Source organism: Sphingomonas faeni, from assembly GCF_040407495.1.
GTDB lineage: Bacteria > Pseudomonadota > Alphaproteobacteria > Sphingomonadales > Sphingomonadaceae > Sphingomonas > Sphingomonas faeni_D.
In genome coordinates, this window is record NZ_JAPZPP010000003.1 from 1 (window position 1) to 16,055 (window position 16,055).

General features: G+C 64.8%; 15 protein-coding genes and 1 tRNA gene. 8 read left to right on the forward strand and 8 right to left on the reverse strand.

Features of this window, described 5'->3' with window-relative positions; translation table 11 throughout:
* The first annotated feature begins 574 nt into the window (after positions 1-574).
* The gene (locus tag O6W96_RS09910; RefSeq protein WP_353469405.1) at positions 575-2,128 is read left to right on the forward strand and encodes a lipopolysaccharide biosynthesis protein; all 1,554 of its coding nucleotides are present in this window, start codon (positions 575-577) and stop codon (positions 2,126-2,128) included.
* A 121-nt stretch (positions 2,129-2,249) separates the two neighbouring features.
* Here O6W96_RS09910 and O6W96_RS09915 read toward each other — a convergent pair whose 3' ends face one another.
* Entirely contained in the window at positions 2,250-2,678 is a 429-nt protein-coding gene (locus O6W96_RS09915; RefSeq protein WP_353469406.1) for a CBS domain-containing protein, read from the reverse strand.
* Positions 2,679-2,749: 71 nt separating this feature from the next.
* On the opposite strand from O6W96_RS09915, the gene O6W96_RS09920 reads away from it, so the two are divergent.
* Positions 2,750-3,064 (forward strand): hypothetical protein, encoded by a 315-nt coding sequence (locus tag O6W96_RS09920; protein ID WP_353469407.1) that lies wholly within the window; start codon positions 2,750-2,752, stop codon positions 3,062-3,064.
* Between the two features lie 52 nt (positions 3,065-3,116).
* Here O6W96_RS09920 and O6W96_RS09925 read toward each other — a convergent pair whose 3' ends face one another.
* Together O6W96_RS09925 and O6W96_RS09930 are read right to left on the reverse strand one after the other, a co-directional pair.
* Positions 3,117-4,205, reverse strand: coding sequence for a glycoside hydrolase family 43 protein (locus O6W96_RS09925; RefSeq protein WP_353469408.1), 1,089 nt, complete (start codon positions 4,203-4,205; stop codon positions 3,117-3,119).
* Positions 4,206-4,497: 292 nt separating this feature from the next.
* Positions 4,498-4,571: transfer RNA gene (locus tag O6W96_RS09930), tRNA-Gln, on the reverse strand.
* Positions 4,572-4,756: 185 nt separating this feature from the next.
* Here O6W96_RS09930 and O6W96_RS09935 point away from each other — a divergent pair.
* Positions 4,757-5,800 carry a Ppx/GppA phosphatase family protein gene (locus O6W96_RS09935; RefSeq protein WP_353469410.1) on the forward strand — a complete coding sequence of 348 codons (1,044 nt, stop codon included), beginning with the start codon at positions 4,757-4,759 and terminating at the stop codon, positions 5,798-5,800.
* Complete coding sequence (locus tag O6W96_RS09940) at positions 5,797-6,468, forward strand: RlmE family RNA methyltransferase (protein WP_093398175.1); 672 nt, start codon at positions 5,797-5,799, stop codon at positions 6,466-6,468. Before O6W96_RS09935 ends, O6W96_RS09940 begins: the two co-directional genes overlap by 4 nt.
* Positions 6,469-7,005: 537 nt before the next feature.
* Here O6W96_RS09940 and rpoZ read toward each other — a convergent pair.
* Positions 7,006-7,350 (reverse strand): DNA-directed RNA polymerase subunit omega, encoded by a 345-nt coding sequence (rpoZ, locus tag O6W96_RS09945; protein ID WP_133020221.1) that lies wholly within the window; start codon positions 7,348-7,350, stop codon positions 7,006-7,008.
* Between the two features lie 129 nt (positions 7,351-7,479).
* On the opposite strand from rpoZ, the gene O6W96_RS09950 reads away from it, so the two are divergent.
* The gene (locus O6W96_RS09950) at positions 7,480-8,640 is read left to right on the forward strand and encodes a phospholipase D-like domain-containing protein (protein WP_353469411.1); all 1,161 of its coding nucleotides are present in this window, start codon (positions 7,480-7,482) and stop codon (positions 8,638-8,640) included.
* 279 nt (positions 8,641-8,919) lie between these two features.
* On the opposite strand, the gene O6W96_RS09955 is transcribed toward O6W96_RS09950, so the two are convergent.
* Positions 8,920-9,534 (reverse strand): class I SAM-dependent methyltransferase, encoded by a 615-nt coding sequence (locus O6W96_RS09955; protein ID WP_353469412.1) that lies wholly within the window; start codon positions 9,532-9,534, stop codon positions 8,920-8,922.
* 181 nt (positions 9,535-9,715) lie between these two features.
* Between O6W96_RS09955 and O6W96_RS09960 the strand changes: the two genes are divergently transcribed.
* Positions 9,716-10,039 (forward strand): antibiotic biosynthesis monooxygenase, encoded by a 324-nt coding sequence (locus O6W96_RS09960; RefSeq protein WP_353469413.1) that lies wholly within the window; start codon positions 9,716-9,718, stop codon positions 10,037-10,039.
* The gene (locus O6W96_RS09965) at positions 10,036-11,346 is read left to right on the forward strand and encodes an MFS transporter (protein WP_353469414.1); all 1,311 of its coding nucleotides are present in this window, start codon (positions 10,036-10,038) and stop codon (positions 11,344-11,346) included. Before O6W96_RS09960 ends, O6W96_RS09965 begins: the two co-directional genes overlap by 4 nt.
* Before the next feature lie 109 nt (positions 11,347-11,455).
* Here the strand turns inward: O6W96_RS09965 and O6W96_RS09970 are convergent, their stop codons facing one another.
* Positions 11,456-11,740, reverse strand: a complete 285-nt coding sequence (locus O6W96_RS09970; RefSeq protein WP_353469415.1) for a hypothetical protein — start codon at positions 11,738-11,740, stop codon at positions 11,456-11,458.
* 269 nt (positions 11,741-12,009) lie between these two features.
* Complete coding sequence (locus O6W96_RS09975) at positions 12,010-14,283, reverse strand: CDC48 family AAA ATPase (protein WP_353469416.1); 2,274 nt, start codon at positions 14,281-14,283, stop codon at positions 12,010-12,012.
* Between the two features lie 265 nt (positions 14,284-14,548).
* Here O6W96_RS09975 and O6W96_RS09980 point away from each other — a divergent pair, with 265 nt between their 5' ends.
* Positions 14,549-15,433 carry a LysR substrate-binding domain-containing protein gene (locus O6W96_RS09980; protein WP_353469417.1) on the forward strand — a complete coding sequence of 295 codons (885 nt, stop codon included), beginning with the start codon at positions 14,549-14,551 and terminating at the stop codon, positions 15,431-15,433.
* A 120-nt stretch (positions 15,434-15,553) separates the two neighbouring features.
* On the opposite strand, the gene O6W96_RS09985 is transcribed toward O6W96_RS09980, so the two are convergent.
* On the reverse strand, positions 15,554-16,012 hold the full coding sequence (locus tag O6W96_RS09985; RefSeq protein ID WP_353469418.1) for a peptidylprolyl isomerase: 459 nt from the start codon (positions 16,010-16,012) through the stop codon (positions 15,554-15,556).
* Between the last annotated feature and the right edge of the window lie 43 nt (positions 16,013-16,055).

A 16,055-nucleotide genomic window follows, 5' to 3' on the forward strand; every position in this document is an offset into this window, starting at 1 on the left:
ATCGCAGTGGAATTCCACGATCAACCAGCTCATCTCAAGGAGCCGCTCTGCACAATATCATTCAGACACCCTACCCGGCCAAAGCCAGACAGAGTGTCCATTACATATGGAATATGTGAAGGACATATGAGAACGACTTAGCTTTAAACGATTACCCGGAGCCTTGAGGACCCCAGAAACCGCAAGCCGCCGCCCACATGTCCCTTCATCTTAACCTACAATGTCAAAGAGCCGACAAAAATACCGACACTCGCATAACCCCCCTCTCGGAAAGCTTGCAGCATCTGGTTTTTTGCGACCGCAGCGTCCAGACCGTGGGGCCGTTCGCTGCGGTGACACCCCTCTAAGAGCGCTTCCGATTCGCGTCAAACACAATCTTTCATATTTGTGGCAATTTTCTCGCGCTGGCGCGTTTGTGACGCCCCACGCCTGCTTTTCGGATCCGTTCGAAGCGCTTGTAACTGCACCGCATTCCCCCGCCGGGGGCCTTCTAAGGATATTTGCGCGTCCTACGACACGCACCGTCCGTCTTTAGGGTCTCGCCTTAAGTGCTTGTGAAGGCTCATACCGCTACATGCCCGATACGATGGATACCGCGATCCCTGCCCTCCCGCCGGCGAACGTGCCCGAGACCCTGTCGGCGTCTGGGCCCGTGGGCGCTCCGGGCGCGCCCTCCGGACCAACCTCGCTCGCGGGACAAGTCCGCAGCGCGCTCATATGGCGATCGGGCAGCCAGATCGTCGCGCAGATGGTGCAATGGTGCGCGACCTTCCTGGTTATCCGGATCCTCGCGCCTGCCGATTATGGCCTGTTCGCGATGTGCCAGGTGGTCCTCACCTTCATGGCGATGCTCAATGGCTATGGGCTGGCGAGCGGGCTGATCCAGCAGAAGGAGATCAGCCAGCGCGAAGTCCGCCAGCTGTTCGGGATGCTGATCGTGCTGAACGTCGGGCTCGCCGTCGCCCAGCTCTCGCTCGCGCCGCTCGCCTCCGCCTATTACCGCCAGCCGATCGTCGGCGACATGCTCCGCGTTCAGGCGCTGCTCTATCTGACGACGCCGTTCATCGCGCTCCCGTATGCGCTGCTGTCGCGGGCGATGGATTTCCGTCACCAGGCCAAGGCGAACATCACCGCGTCGATCGCCTCCGCCAGCGCAGCGCTTGGCGGTGCCCTGTACGGGCTGGGCGTATGGACATTGGTGTTGGCGCCGATCGTGCTGTTCAGCGTGCGTGGCGCGATGATGACGTGGAGCGCCCGGTCGCTGGTCTGGCCGAGCTTCGACTTTCGCGGCGCGGGGACGATCGCGCGTTACGGCGGGGTCATGGCGGCCGGACAGCTGTTCTGGTTCCTGCAGAGCCAGGCGGACGTGTTCATCGCCGGGCGCAGCTTTTCCCCGCACATGCTCGGCATCTATACGACCAGCCTGTTCCTCACCCAGATCTTCGTGTCGAAGTTCGTGCCGCCGCTGAACGAGGTCGCCTTCTCGGCCTATGCGCGGATGCAAGGCGATCCCGATGCGATCGGGCGGGCGTTCGTGAAAGGCGCGGCGATGGTGATGATCGTCGCGATGCCGTTCTACATGGGGCTCGCCGCGACCGCCGAGCCACTGGTGCTGACCGTGCTCGGCGAGAAATGGCGCGAGACCGCCCCGGTGGTGCACCTGCTCGCGCTGGCGATGCCGTTCATGACGTTGCAGGTGCTGTTCACGCCAGCCTCCGATGCACGCGGCCGGCCGGGGATCGGCGTACGCAACGGCGCGACCGGCGCGATGATCCTGACCACCGCGTTTCTGGTCGGGGTGCAATGGGGCCCGACCGGCATGGGCATCGCCTGGATCGCGGCATATCCGGTGTACCTGGTGATCAGTGCGTGGCGGACCCTGCCGGTCATCGGCGTGCGCGCGCGTGACGTCGTGCGCGCGGTCGCAACGCCGGCGATTGCGGCGATCGCGATGGCGGTGATCGTCGCGCTGGTCGATCGCAACCTGCCCCCGCTCGATGCGCATTGGCGGCTGGCCGTGCTCGTGTCGGTCGGTGCCGCGGTCTATGCGAGCTGGATGCTGGTCTTCGCGCGGTCCAGGATCCGGGAACTGGTTGCGATCGTCCGGAAACAGCCGGTTGCGAGTTGAGCGGATCCCGTAAGGGTTAAGCCGCGGGGGTGGGATCAAACATCGGTGCCGTGTCCTCCCCCTCCGTCCCGCTTCGCGGTCCACCTCCCTCTGACGGGAAGGATACTCGGACGAGCCCTGGTCAGGCAGACTGGATGTATTCGCGCATGGCCGCGGCATCGGCTTCGATCCGGTCTATGCGGTATTTGACGAGATCGCCGATCGAGACGAACCCGACCAGCGTGTCGCCGTCGATCACGGGAAGATGCCGGATCCGGCGCTGAGTCATCAGCGAGAGCGCACCGATCGCCGACTCGTTCGGGCCGACCGACTTCACCGCCGTGGTCATCACGTCGCCGATCCGTCGGTCCAAGGCCGCTGCACCAACGGCTTGCAGGCAGTGGATGACGTCGCGTTCGGAGAAGATACCGACCACGCGGCCGTCATCAAGCACCGGCGCCGCGCCGATCCGCTTCTCCGCAAGCAATGCCACCGCCTCTGCCACGGTCGTGTCGGGGGTCAGCGACTCTATGCCACCCTTCCGGTCCTTCAGGATCGCCGCGATCGTCATCTTCGCCTCTCCTCCACTGCGTCTGTTGCGCGTGGCTTGAGGAAACCATGTTTGCGCGGCAATGGGAAGCGATGACCGATCGACTGCCCGACGCTCCGGCTAGCCTGCCGAACGGACTCCCCGCTGGACTGGACGATCCGCACTATGCGGCGTTCGCATGGGCGCGGTTTCGCGGGATCATGGCATGGATGGTGCTCGCCGCAGCGATCTGCGTCGCGGCGGTGATCGCGACGATGGCGTACCTGCAAGGGCCGCTGCATCTGGTGACGATGCTGGCAGTGATCGGCGGGGTCGGCGGATCGGTGATGATGGCCGGCCTGCTGATGGGGCTCGCCTTCCTGAGTTCGGGCAGCGGCCACGACGAGGACGTGACGCGGATCGACTAAGCCTGCCCGTTACCTGACAGACGGGGTTCCGGCGCACCGGAACCCCGCTGGATCATGCCTTGAACGGATCGATCAGCCGAATCGTGCCATCCGGATTGAAGGTCAGCTCGGTCATCTTCGCCGAACGGAGGTGGTTCTTATTCGACAATTGCGTGTCGTGATAAAACAGCCACCAGCGATCCTTGAACTGGACGATCGAATGGTGCGACGTCCACCCCTGGACCGGCGACAGGATATGCCCGGTATAGCGGAACGGCCCATAGGGATTGTCGCCGATCGCATAGGCCAGGAAATGCGTGTCGCCGGTCGAATAGGTGAAGTAATATTTGCCCGCGCGCTTGAACATCCACGAGGCTTCGAAGAATCGCCGGTCGTGATCGCCGCCCAACAGCGGCTTGCCGGCCTCGTCGACGATCTGCACGTCGCGCGGAGGCCCGGCGAACTGTTTCATGTCCGCCGACATCCGCGCCACCTTTGGGGATAGTGCCGGCCGGTCGTCCTGCTTCAGATCGGTATCGCCAGCCTTCGGATCGAAACTGCCCTTGCTCCAGCGCTGCAACTGGCCACCCCAGATGCCGCCGAAATACATGTAGCTCTCGCCGGTCGTGTCGGTGAACACCGCGGGATCGATCGAATAACTGCCCCGGATCGGCTGCGCCTCGGCCTTGAACGGGCCGGTCGGGGACTTCGACGTCGCGACGCCGATGCGAAACACACCCTGTTTGTCCCGCGCAGGCATGTAGAGATAATAGGTGCCATTCTTATAGGCCGCGTCCGGCGCCCAGGTCTGCTTGGATGCCCAGGGAATCTGCTTCACGTCGATCGCGACCGGATGGATCGTCACCGGACCACCGGGGCGATCCATGCTCAGCACCCGGTAGTCGTGCATCGCATATTGGTTGCCTAGATCGTCGTCGGGAATGCCGGCGTCGACGTCGTGGCTGGGATACACGTAGATCTTGCCGTCGAAGACGTGCGCGGAGGGATCGGCGACGTAGATCTTGGTGACGAGCGGCTGCGCCAGATAGCGTTTGCCGTCGGGGCTGCGGGGCTCGGCCTTGGTCGTACTCTGTGCGAGCGCGAGGCCGGCGACGAACAGAAGCGGCAACGTCGCGATGAAAGCGGGCGGTCGAAGGCGCATAGTCAGTATATCCTTCCTGTCGGGCGACCTTCTGCGAGGCCTGCCGAGCGATGAACTACGGTAGATAGCGCTACCATATGAAGGTGCGCGCGACGGAGCAAGGAAATGCTGGCGCGCTGAAGGGAATCCGTCGCCTTAGTGCCGGCGTCGATGGGCCGACGGTCGAAGCGATGGCCGAACGATCACACGCGGCATTACGTTTCGAGAGTGATCACGCGCGCCTGACAGCGACGGATATGACGGACAATGGAAGGTATGGATCGCCGCAGGTCGTTCGAACCGAATCGACCGCTGGATGCCCCGTGAGGATTCGAACCTCAATAGGCGGTATCAGAAACCGCAGTCTTACCATTAGACGACGGGGCATCAGCGAGGGCGCGATCTAGGCGGGCGGTTTCGCGCTGTCAACGCCAAGATGATGTCGATCCGCCACTTCGCTTGCGTAATCGTGCGGCTGCGCTACATTCGCATCCAAGCACCGGGCGGGTATTTTCCCGCGGCGGCAGACATAGATAGCGAGTTTTACGGCGATGGGGGATGTTTCCGCCCGAATGCCGTTCCGGCAGGGTAGTCCTGCCCGTCCGGCGGCGACCCGGCCCTCTCGTGGGCGGTGGGCCGATGCGCAGGCGTTTGCCGCGCTGGATCTCGGCACCAACAATTGCAGATTGCTGATCGCGCGACCACAGGCCGGCGGATTCGCGGTGATCGATGCGTTCTCGCGAATCGTCCGGCTTGGCGAGGGCCTGGCGTCGACCGGCAAGTTGAGCGACGCGGCGATCGAGCGGACCATTGCCGCGTTGCGCGTATGTTCGGAAAAGCTTCAGCGCCGCAACGTGACGCTGGCGCGGTCGGTCGCGACGGAGGCGTGTCGGCAGGCGTCGAACGGGCCCGCGTTCATTGCGCGTGCGCTCGCCGAGACGGGGATCCACCTCGATATCATTTCCGCGGAGGAAGAGGCGCGGCTGGCGGTGCTAGGCTGCCACGCGCTCATCGAGCCGGGGGATGACCCTGCGCTCGTGTTCGATATCGGAGGCGGGTCGACCGAGCTTGTGCTGGTCGATACCTCGACGCCGATCCCGACCGTGCTCGACTGGCATTCGGCTCCCTGGGGCGTGGTGTCGCTGACCGAACATGCTGGTGGTGGCGAGGGTGAGGACGGTCGCCGCGCCGCCTATGCGCGGATGCGGCAGGTCGTCGCGGACAGTTTCGCAGGGTTCGCTAGCCGCCTGCCCCGGCATATCGAGCGGCCGCGGCTGCTCGGCACCAGCGGCACCGTCACGACGCTTGGCAGCGTGCATCTCGGACTCAGCCATTATGACCGCTCGGTAGTCGACGGGCTGATCGTGCCTGCGTCGGCGATGCGCCGGATCAGCGCCGACCTTTCCCATATGTCGATCACGGAGCGCGCCAAGCTGCCGTGCATCGGCAACGAGCGCGCCGACCTGGTGGTCGCGGGCTGTGCCATTCTGGAGACGATCATGGATTTGTGGCCCGCCGAACGGCTCGGCATCGCCGACCGCGGTATTCGCGAGGGTATTCTGCGCGGACTGATGGGTTCGCCCAAGCCCGGCAAAGCCACGGGAGTCGCGGCATGAGCCGGGGCGGGTCCGGCGGACATGTCCGCGTGCTCACCGCGCGCAAGCGGACCGCGCAGTCGACGCGCTGGCTCGAGCGGCAGCTGAACGATCCCTATGTGAAGCGCGCCAAGGCCGATGGCTATCGCAGCCGGGCGGCATACAAGTTGATCGAGCTCGACGAGCGGTTCGAGCTGATCCGCGGCTCGAAGCGCGTGGTCGATCTCGGCCTCGCGCCGGGTGGCTGGGCGCAGGTGATCCGGCGGCGGATTCCCAAGGCGACGGTCGTGGGCATCGACCTGCTGCCGGTGGATCCGATCGAGGGCGTGACGATCTTCGAGATGGATTTCCTCGACGATGCGGCGCCGGGCAAGCTGATCGAAGCTTTGGGCGGTGCGCCGGACCTGGTGCTGTCGGACATGGCAGCGAATACGGTCGGGCATCCGCAGACCGATGCGTTGCGGACGATGGCGCTAGTGGAAACCGCACTGCATTTTGCATGCGAGGTGTTGGAGCCAGGCGGGACCTTCGTGTCGAAGGTGTTCGCGGGCGGCGCAGATTCGGAGCTGGTCGCGGAGATGAAGCGGAACTTCAAGACGGTGAAGCATGCCAAGCCGCCGGCGAGCCGCAAGGGGTCGGTCGAGTGGTTCGTGGTGGCGCAGGGGTTTAAAGGCCGAGACCCGAAATAGCGCAGCTATTTTCGGACCAGTCGAAAGCCCGGCCAGCGTTGCGCAGCAACGACTGACGACGCGGCTTCGCCGTGGCGCTCTACCTCAGGGTAGTCGCAAGCGATGCTGCTGGAATGAAGCACAAGCATGTTTCCCCGCCAAGGCGGGGATCCAGACTGGGCTCCCGCCTTCACGGGAGAACAAGGGGGGCGATTCGCCTAAAGTAATACGTCGATCAACAACCCGCAGCTGCGGGGATCCATATGCTCGGGCGTCTGCGATCCTTCGCGAGGCCAGCCGGTATGGATTCCCGCCTCCGCGTGAATGACGGCTGGGGCAGGCAGACTGGCCGATCGCGTGTCCTCACCCTTCTCACGACAAGCGCCGCGGGCCCCTTCCCTCTCCCCTTCAGGAAGACGGCATAGAAAAAGCCCGCGGACTTGGGTCCACGGGCTCTCTCTATTTCGCGCCGCGGCAAAGCGGCGTCGTCGGTCGGGCTATGCCCGCCGGCCGGGGTTTCGGCCGAGCCGCGGATTAGCTTTCGCTAATCCCGCTGCCTCAACCCTCGTAATCCGCACCCAGATTCTGGTTCCGCGGCGGCGCAGCAGCGGTAAGCCGCAGCGCCTCGGCCGAAGCCGCCAGGCTGCCGACGGCATCGACCTCGTCGTCGTCGTCGACGCGAACCTTCTGCAGGCCCTGGATGACCTGTTCCTTGAGATGCGTCGGCTTGACGTTCTCGTCGGCGATCTCGCGCAGCGCGACGACCGGGTTCTTGTCGCGGTCGCGGTCGAGCGTCAGTTCGGCGCCCCCCGAAATCTGGCGCGCACGCTGGGCCGCGAACAACACCAGGTCGAACCGGTTGGGGATCTTGTCGACACAATCCTCGACGGTAACGCGCGCCATGCGGCTTCCTTCGTAACAACGATAGAATGAGAATGCGTCGCCTACGGGGGGTGGCCTGCAAAGTCAAGAAATGCGCGGATCAGCGTACCTGGGTTGCCACCCGAGCCCCCCATGTCCATCACGCACGCCATGGACGATCCCACCGAACAGCCGACATTCGCCGTCGACGGCAACCAGATGACGCTGCTCGACACCGGGCCTCGCCGTCTGGACGCCGTGCTCGCACTCATCGACGGCGCCGAGCGCACGTTGCGCGTGCTCTACTACATCTACGCCGACGATGACTCCGGGAAGCGCGTCAACGCCGCGCTGATCGCGGCTGCCAAGCGCGGCGTCGAGGTCGCGCTGATCGTCGACGGATTCGGCAGCGACGACGCGCCCCACGCCTTCTTCGAACCGCTCGAAGCCGCCAACATCTCCGTATGCCGGTTCTCCGCACGGTTCGGCCGCCGCTACCTGCTCCGCAACCATCAGAAGCTCGCGCTCGCCGACGAAGCGCGGATCATCATCGGCGGGTTCAACATCGAGGACGACTATTTCGGCACCGCTGCCGAACAAGCCTGGCGTGACCTCGGATTGCTCGTCGAAGGGCCGGCGGCTGGACGACTGGCCGGGTATTTCGATGCGCTGAAGGACTGGATCCACGAGCCCAAGGGCAAGCTGCGCCGGCTCAACGCCGCGCTGTCGCACTGGAGCGAGACCAGGGGCGCGACGCGGTGGCTGATCGGCGGCCCGACGCGGAAACTGTCGCCCTGGGCACGAGCGGTGCGCGACGACATGCGAGCGGGACGCCGGATCGATATCATCGCCGGGTATTTCACGCCGAGCCCCGCGCTGCTGCGACGGCTCGACAAGGCCGGGCGCCGGCAGGCTGAGGTACGGATCGTCACGGCCAGCAAATCGGACAACAACGCGACGATCGCGGCCGCACGGTTCACCTATGCGGGGCTGTTGCGCAAAGGCGTGCGGCTGTTCGAATACCAGCCGACCAAGCTGCATACGAAGCTCTACGTGATCGACGATGCGGTCCATATCGGCTCGGCGAACTTCGACATGCGCAGTCTGTTCATCAATCTCGAGCTGATGCTGCGGATCGAGGATGCGGCGTTCGCGGCGCATGTCCGGGGGTATATCGACGGCGAAGTGGCGAAGTCGACCGAGGTGACCAAGGCCTTGTACCAGGCGAACACCGGCTGGATGCAGCGGTTGAAGCAGCTCGGGGCATACTTCGTGGTGGCGGTGGTCGACCCGAGCCTGTCGCGCGGACTGAACTTCGGGATCGACGAATAGGGGGCCAAGGGCCAAGGGAAATCCACTCTCTCCCGTCATCTGACGAAAGTCAGGACCCAGGGTCGAGAACGCCATCCTGATTGGCTCTGGGTCCTGACTTCCGTCGGGATGACGGAGGGGATTTGGGCGAGGTTTCTATTTACCTGACCCGGAGCAACACCATCGCCGACGGCAAAGCCGCCGTCGGACGGGTTCGGCTATCAGCCGATCCGCCGGCCGGGCCTGACGCTGTGCGCCGCTATCGCTTTGCCCAGCGGCACGGGCGTGGCCGCGCCTGCGTCAGGCCTTCCACGCCCAATACAGTTGCGCCGGCGGCACGTTCCACCACTCCATGTCGTGATCAATCGCGTCGAAATGCGGGGTCAGGAAGTCCTTAACCTTGGGCGAGAACTGATAGACCAGGAATGCGCCACCAGTCCGCAGAACCGAATGCGTCGCGGTCGCGATCGCCGGGCCGACGCCGGGGGGCAGCGTCGAGAACGGGAGACCCGACAACACGTAGTCCGCCTTTTCGAAGCCGTGATCCGCGACGATCGTCTCGACCTCGTCAGCCGACCCCAGCACCGCGAAGAAGCGTGGGTCGGTGATCGTGTGGCGGAGATACTGGATGAATTCGGGATTGGTATCGATCACCACCAGCTTGGCGTCGGGCGCCATCCGGTCGAGGATCGGACGGCAGAACGTGCCGACGCCAGGGCCGTATTCGACGAACAGCTTGCAGTTCGCCCAGTCGACGGGTCCCAGCATCTTGCGGATCAGCTTGTCCGACGACGGCACGATCGACCCGACCATCACCGGGTGTTTCAGGAACCCTGAAAAGAACATCTGCCACGGGGACGGCACGCCGGCTGGTCGGCTGCGTGCACGCCGGGTGGCGGTGGTCGAACTGGGCATCGCGTTCCTTACGGTCAGGGGTCCCGCACGCTGGCGAGGCTTTGGCCCTCCCGTCGCACGAATTCCGAACGCGTTTCAAGGCCCGCAGGTTGCATCGGGCGACGAACCGAAGCGGAAGTCGTGCGGCCCCAAGCGGTTCTGGCAGCTTTGCCAAGTGTACGGCATCGCTTAAGCACCGAGCATGAATGACGATCGTACAGGACAGATTGCGGTTATTTTCGTGTCGATCCGTAACGACACGGACGCCGCAGGCTATGGTGAAGCGGCGGCGGCCATGGATGCACTCGCCGCAACGCAGCCGGGCTATCGCGGGATCGACAGTGCGCGCGAGGTAGGCGGCATGGGGATCACCGTAAGCTATTGGGCCGACGACGCCGCGGCGATCGCGTGGCGCGACCATCCCGAGCACACCGCGATTCGTGAGTACGGACGGGCACTCTGGTACGACAGCTATTTCGTCAACGTCTCGCGGATCGAACGGGCCTATGACTGGGTGCGACCATGATCGGCTCCGCAACGGAAGGCCCCAAAATCGATCGCCGTTTCGCCCTGATGTTCCTGGTCATGCTGACGATCGCGGCGGGGAATACCGCGCTGCAATCGGTGCTGCCCGCGCTCGGGCGGTCACTCGGGGTTGCGGACAGCGCGGTCGCGGCGGCGTTCTCGGTGTCGGCACTGCTGTGGGTGATCGCCGCGCCGTTCTGGGCGAACCGGTCGGACAAGCACGGTCGGCGCGCGATGATCCTGCTCGGCGTCGGCGGGTTCAGCGTATCGCTCACGCTGTGCGGTGTGTTCCTGCTCGCCGGGATCAACGCCTGGATCGGCGGCACGACCGCGTTCCTGTGCTTCATCGGCGGGCGGCTGATCTACGGGGCGTTTGGCGCGGCTGCGCCCCCGGCGGTGCAAGCGCTGGTCGCCGGCGAGACGACGCGCGACGAACGGACCAAGGCGCTGACTCTGCTCGCCTCGGCGTTCGGGCTCGGCACCATCCTGGGCCCCGCGATCGCGCCGTACCTGATCCTCGGCTCGATCGGCGGAGTCGAGATCGGGCTGGCCGGCCCGGCGTTCCTGTTCGCGGTGTTCGGCGTGGCGGTGTGGATCACGGTGCGGCGAATGCTCCCCGACGACAAGATCGTCGCCCCGCATGACACACACGGCGCGAGTTCGGCCTACCCTTCGATCGGCGGTGCCCCGACCGGCGCCTCGGTCGCCGCCGCGACGGGATCGCATGTCGAGCATGTCGGCTACACCGATCCCCGCATCCGCGCGTGGATGATCGCCGGGCTGGTGATGGGCCACGCGCAGGCGATGACGGGCCAGGCGATCGGCTTCCTCGTGATTGATCGACTCCACCTCGCCCCTGCCCTCGCGCTCGAGCCGACCGGCATCGTCCTGATGATGGGGGCGGGCGCCGCGCTGCTCGCGCAATGGGGCATCATCCCGCGCCTTAACATGACCCCGCGTCAACTCGTGCTGACCGGGCTCGTGCTGGCGGCGGCAGGAACCGCGCTGACCGGTATCGCGACATCGCTGTACACGATCGCCACCGCCTATGCGCTGGCGAGCCTAGGCTTCGGCTTCACGCGGCCAGGCTTTACCGCGGGCTCATCGCTTGCGGTCGGCGCCAATGCGCAAGGCTCGGTTGCGGGCAAGGTGACGTCGATCAACGGCGCCAGCTTCGTGCTGGGGCCGTCGATCGGCGTCGGCCTGTACGAAGCGCAACACTCGCTACCCTATCTGGTCGCGGGCGCGGCCTGCGTCGTAATGATCGGCTATGCCTGGGCGTCGCTGAAAGATGCCAGAGACAGTTAGAACGGATCGGCCCGAAACGCATCTCGGGCGCACGCATTATCGTTACGCGTGCGCCCTCCACTCGCTCAGGCAGCGCTCGTGTTCCGGTCTACCGCCTCGCAATCGGCCGCTATTTTGCGGAAACCATGATGCAGTACAAAAGCACCGGCACGCCGATCAGCAGGATCATCAACAACAAGTTCATCTGGATAAGTCGGTTCAGCCATTTCGGCCGCTGCACGGAATGATCGTCCGCATCCGCTTCCGAATAGTCTTCGACGATATCCATGTCGAACTTGTTGGAAAAGAAATGCCTTGGCCGCATCCGCAAGAAGGGCCGAGGCGAATAAGCGTGATCGTCTATATCCTGACGCACCGACGGATGATCGCCGGATTTCGAGGCGGAGTCTGACATTATGTGGTTTCCGTTTTACTCGAGATCATGGGCGTGCAGAACAACGCCCAAAGGTCAGATCGAATAAAGCCCGAACTCGAACGGCCTATAGCCGCGAGCTCGGGCTAACCACGTGCGGCGAGTTGCCCGGAATGGTCGCGGAAACGCTTATGTGTCGCAGGAGCGTACATGAAAGTTACATCGGAGCGGGATGACGTAATGTCAACTTATAGCGGCGCAGACACGGATCGCCGATGGGTAGCCCCCCTCCGCCGGGAGGGGGGCGCTAGTCATTCCGCACTCTTCGCGGGAAAGGCAAAACCGATTGGCTGGATCGCAGTCGCGTCCTGCTTGAGACGGGCGGCCATCTGTTCGTATTCGCGTTCGGTCTCCGGCGTCACGCTGGCGCGCGACTCCTTCAACGCACCGTCGAAGTCGGCCATCGTCACGTCGGTCGAGTCGATTGAGCGGCGTAGCGCGACCAGGCCCGCACGGCGGACGACGTCCTCGAGGTCCGCACCCGAAAACCGGTCGGTACGGTCGGCCAGGCGATCGAGATCGACATCCGATGCCAGCGGCATTTTCTGCGTCTGGATGCCGAGGATCCGGCGACGGCCGGCCTTGTCCGGCACGCCGACATAGACGAGTTCGTCGAACCGGCCCGGCCGCAGCAACGCCGGATCGATCAGGTTGGGGCGGTTGGTCGCGCCGATCACGACGACCGACTGTAGCTCTTCCAGTCCGTCCATCTCGGCGAGGATCGTGTTGACGACGCGCTCGGTCACCTGCGGCTCGCCCGCACCTGAGCCACGCGCAGGCACCAGCGAATCGAGTTCGTCGATGAAGATCACGCACGGTGCGACCTGACGTGCGCGCTGGAACAGGCGGGCGATCTGCTGTTCGCTTTCGCCATACCATTTGCTCAGCAGGTCGGACGATTTGGTGGCGATGAAGTTCGCCTCCGCCTCGCGCGCGACTGCCTTAGCGAGCAGCGTCTTGCCGGTGCCGGGCGGGCCGTAGAGCAGGAAGCCCTTGGCCGGGCGGATGCCGAGACGGCGGAACGCGTCGGGGTTCTTGAGCGGGAGCTCGACGCCCTCCTTCAGCCGCATCTGCGCATCGTCGAGACCGCCCACGTCCGCCCAGCGCACGGTCGGCGCCTGCACCATAACTTCGCGCATCGCCGAGGGCTGGACGCGTTTCAGCGCCCCCAGAAAATCCTCGCGCGTGACCGACAGTTCGTCGAGCACCTCGGGCGGGATCGTCCGTTCCTCGAGATTAAGCTTGGGCATGATCCGCCGCACCGCCTCGATTGCCGCCTCGCGAGTCAGTGCGGCGAGATCGGCGCCGACGAAGCCATAGGTGGTGCGCGACAACTCATCCAGATCGACACGATCGCCCAGCGGCATACCGCGCGTGTGGATACCGAGGATCTCTCGGCGGCCACGCTCGTCCGGCACGCCGACGACGATCTCGCGATCGAACCGGCCCGGACGACGCAGCGCTTCGTCGATTGCCTCCGGGCGGTTGGTCGCCGCGATCACGACGAGGTTCGCGCGTGATTCAAGACCGTCCATCAGCGTCAGCAACTGCGCGACAAGACGCTTCTCCGCCTCGCCCGAAACTTGGCCACGTTTCGGCGCGATCGAATCGATCTCGTCGATGAACACGATCGAGGGTGCCGCCTTCGCCGCTTCCTCGAACACTTCGCGGAGACGCGACTCCGACTCGCCGTATGCCGAGCCCATGATCTCGGGGCCGTTGATCAGGAAGAACTGCGCGTCGGATTCATTGGCGACAGCACGCGCGAGCCGCGTCTTGCCGGTACCGGGAGGGCCATGCAGCAACACGCCCTTGGGCGGATCGACGCCAAGCCGCTGGAACAGTTCGGGGTAGCGGAGCGGCAGTTCGACCATCTCGCGCAACTGGTCGATCGTCTGCGCCATGCCGCCGATATCGTCATAGGTGACGTCGGCACGCCGTGCGGCCTGCGGCTCCTCATATTCGGAGCGCAGTTCGATCTCGGTATTCTCGTCGATGTGCACCACGCCCTTTGGGCTGGCGGCGATCACCGCGAGGCGGATCTCCTGGAGCGCGTACGCCGGCGCGTTCATGAACTGCTGGACGTTGGGCGGCATGTTGCCGACGCGCTGATGCCCCGCGGTCGCGACGATATCGCCTTGGCAGATCGGCCGGCCGAGGAAGGTACGCTTGAGCGCGTTGGTCGAACCCTGGAGACGGAGGTTCTGCTGTGCCGGCGCGAAGACGACACGTGTCGCCGGTTTCGACTCGGCCTTGCGCACTTCGACGTAATCGCCCGAGCCGACGCCGGCATTGGCACGCTGGAGCCCGTCGAGCCGGAGAATGTCGAGGCCTTCGTCTTCAGGATACGGCCCGACCGCACGCGCGGGCGTGTTCTGCTTGCCGAGGATCTCGATCACGTCGCCCTCGCCGATGCCGAGCGTCGCCATCAGAGCGCGCGGCACATGCGCCAGGCCGCGGCCGCTGTCTTCGGGACGCGCGTTGGCGACCTGAATTTTCCGCGTGGGGGTTTCGCTATCGGCCATGTCGACTCCATTCGATCTCGTAGCGTCCGAGATAGGGGGCCGGTTCCAGCCTTGTCAGGGGTTGAAAACACAAAAAAAGGGCCGGCCAATGAAGGCCAGCCCATGAAAGTTTTTAGGAGAGGATGCCTGAAAGGCGAGGTCTTTTTGCGTCGAGACGGTTCGTGTTGCAAGTGCGAAGGGATCAGCTACGATTGCGCTAACTGCAATCGCATGCATGAATGCGTTCAGCGGTCAGTGTCACACTCGTCGAGTCGAAAGAGGGATCATGCGCAGGCTGCCGCCACTGGGGGCTATCGAGGCGTTCGTGCAGGTCGCGCGGCTGGGGTCGATCAAGGCCGCCGCCGAGGATCTGGCGCTGTCCGCGCCTGCGCTCAGCCGGCGCGTGCAGAGCCTGGAACGCTTCATCGCCAAACCGTTGTTCGCGCGGCGGCATCAGGCGATGGTGCTGAACGCGGATGGCGAGCGGCTGCTGGCGCAGATTGCGCCGGTACTCGATTCGCTGTCGGACGCGGTCGAATCGCTGACCAGCACGAGCGAGGTGCTGCGGCTGCGTCTCGGGATACTGCCGCTCTATGCGTCGCAAAAACTGTTTCCCCGGTTGGGCGAGTTGCGTGCGACGCATCCCGAATTGCATCTCGACATCGATACCGCGGCGCATCTGGTCTCGCGGCTCGGCGACGGGCTCGATGCGGTGATCGCCCTGTCGCGCGAGATCGATCCGGCCTTTTACGCCCGGCGGCTCGACCGCAATTCGGTCTATGTGATCGGCGCGCGGAGCCTGCTCGAGCGCGCCGACCCGGTCACGCGGCCCGAACAACTCTCGACGCTGACGGCGCTGGTGCACCGCGACATGACGGACACCTTCACGGCCTGGCGGACGTCGGCGGGGCTAGACGACATCGAGCCGCTGGCGATCGATCATTTCGATTCGGGAGCGCTGATGCTGGAGGCCGCCGCACAGGGTCTGGGCGTCGCGTTCATGCACGCGAGCCACTTCGAGGACGCGAACGATCCTCGCCTGGTCCGGCTGTTCGATATCGAGGTGGAGAGCCCGTACAGCTACTGGTTCGTGTGCCGCCCACGGGCGCTGCAGACCAAGCCGGTAAAGCTGTTTCACGACTGGCTGATACGGACGGTGGCGGAGGTTTGACCCGCTACTCCCCTCCCGCTTGCGGGAGGGGTCGGGGGAGGGCGTGGCGCACTGACCGGACGCCAGTACGTACGTCGCGCCCTCCCCTAGCCCCTCCCGCAAGCGGAAGGGGAATTCAGCTCAGGCAGCGCGTGCCTTGACGATCGTGCCCGGCGTGCGCGGCGGCTCGCCCTTCGGCAGCGCGTCGATCAGGTCCATGCCGTCGGTGACTTCGCCCCAGACGGTGTACTGCTTGTCGAGGAAGCGTGCGTCGTCGAACACGATGAAGAACTGCGAGTTCGCCGTGTCGGGCTGGTTGGTGCGTGCCATCGAGCAGACGCCGCGGACGTGCGGCTCGGCCGAGAATTCCGCCTTGAGGTTGGGCTTGGTCGAGCCGCCGGTGCCGTCGCCGTTACCACCGTCACCGCCCTGCGCCATGAAGCCCGGGATCACGCGGTGGAAGGGGACGCCGTCGTAAAAGCCTTCGTTCGCCAGCTCGGCGATCCGCTCGACATGCTTGGGCGCCAGATCGGGGCGGAACTTGATCGTGACGTCGCCGCCTTCGAGGGTCAGCGTCAGCGTTTCTGGGGTGTCAGCCATTTGTCTCTTCTCCTGAATTGATGCGCGGCAGATAGGGAGCCGC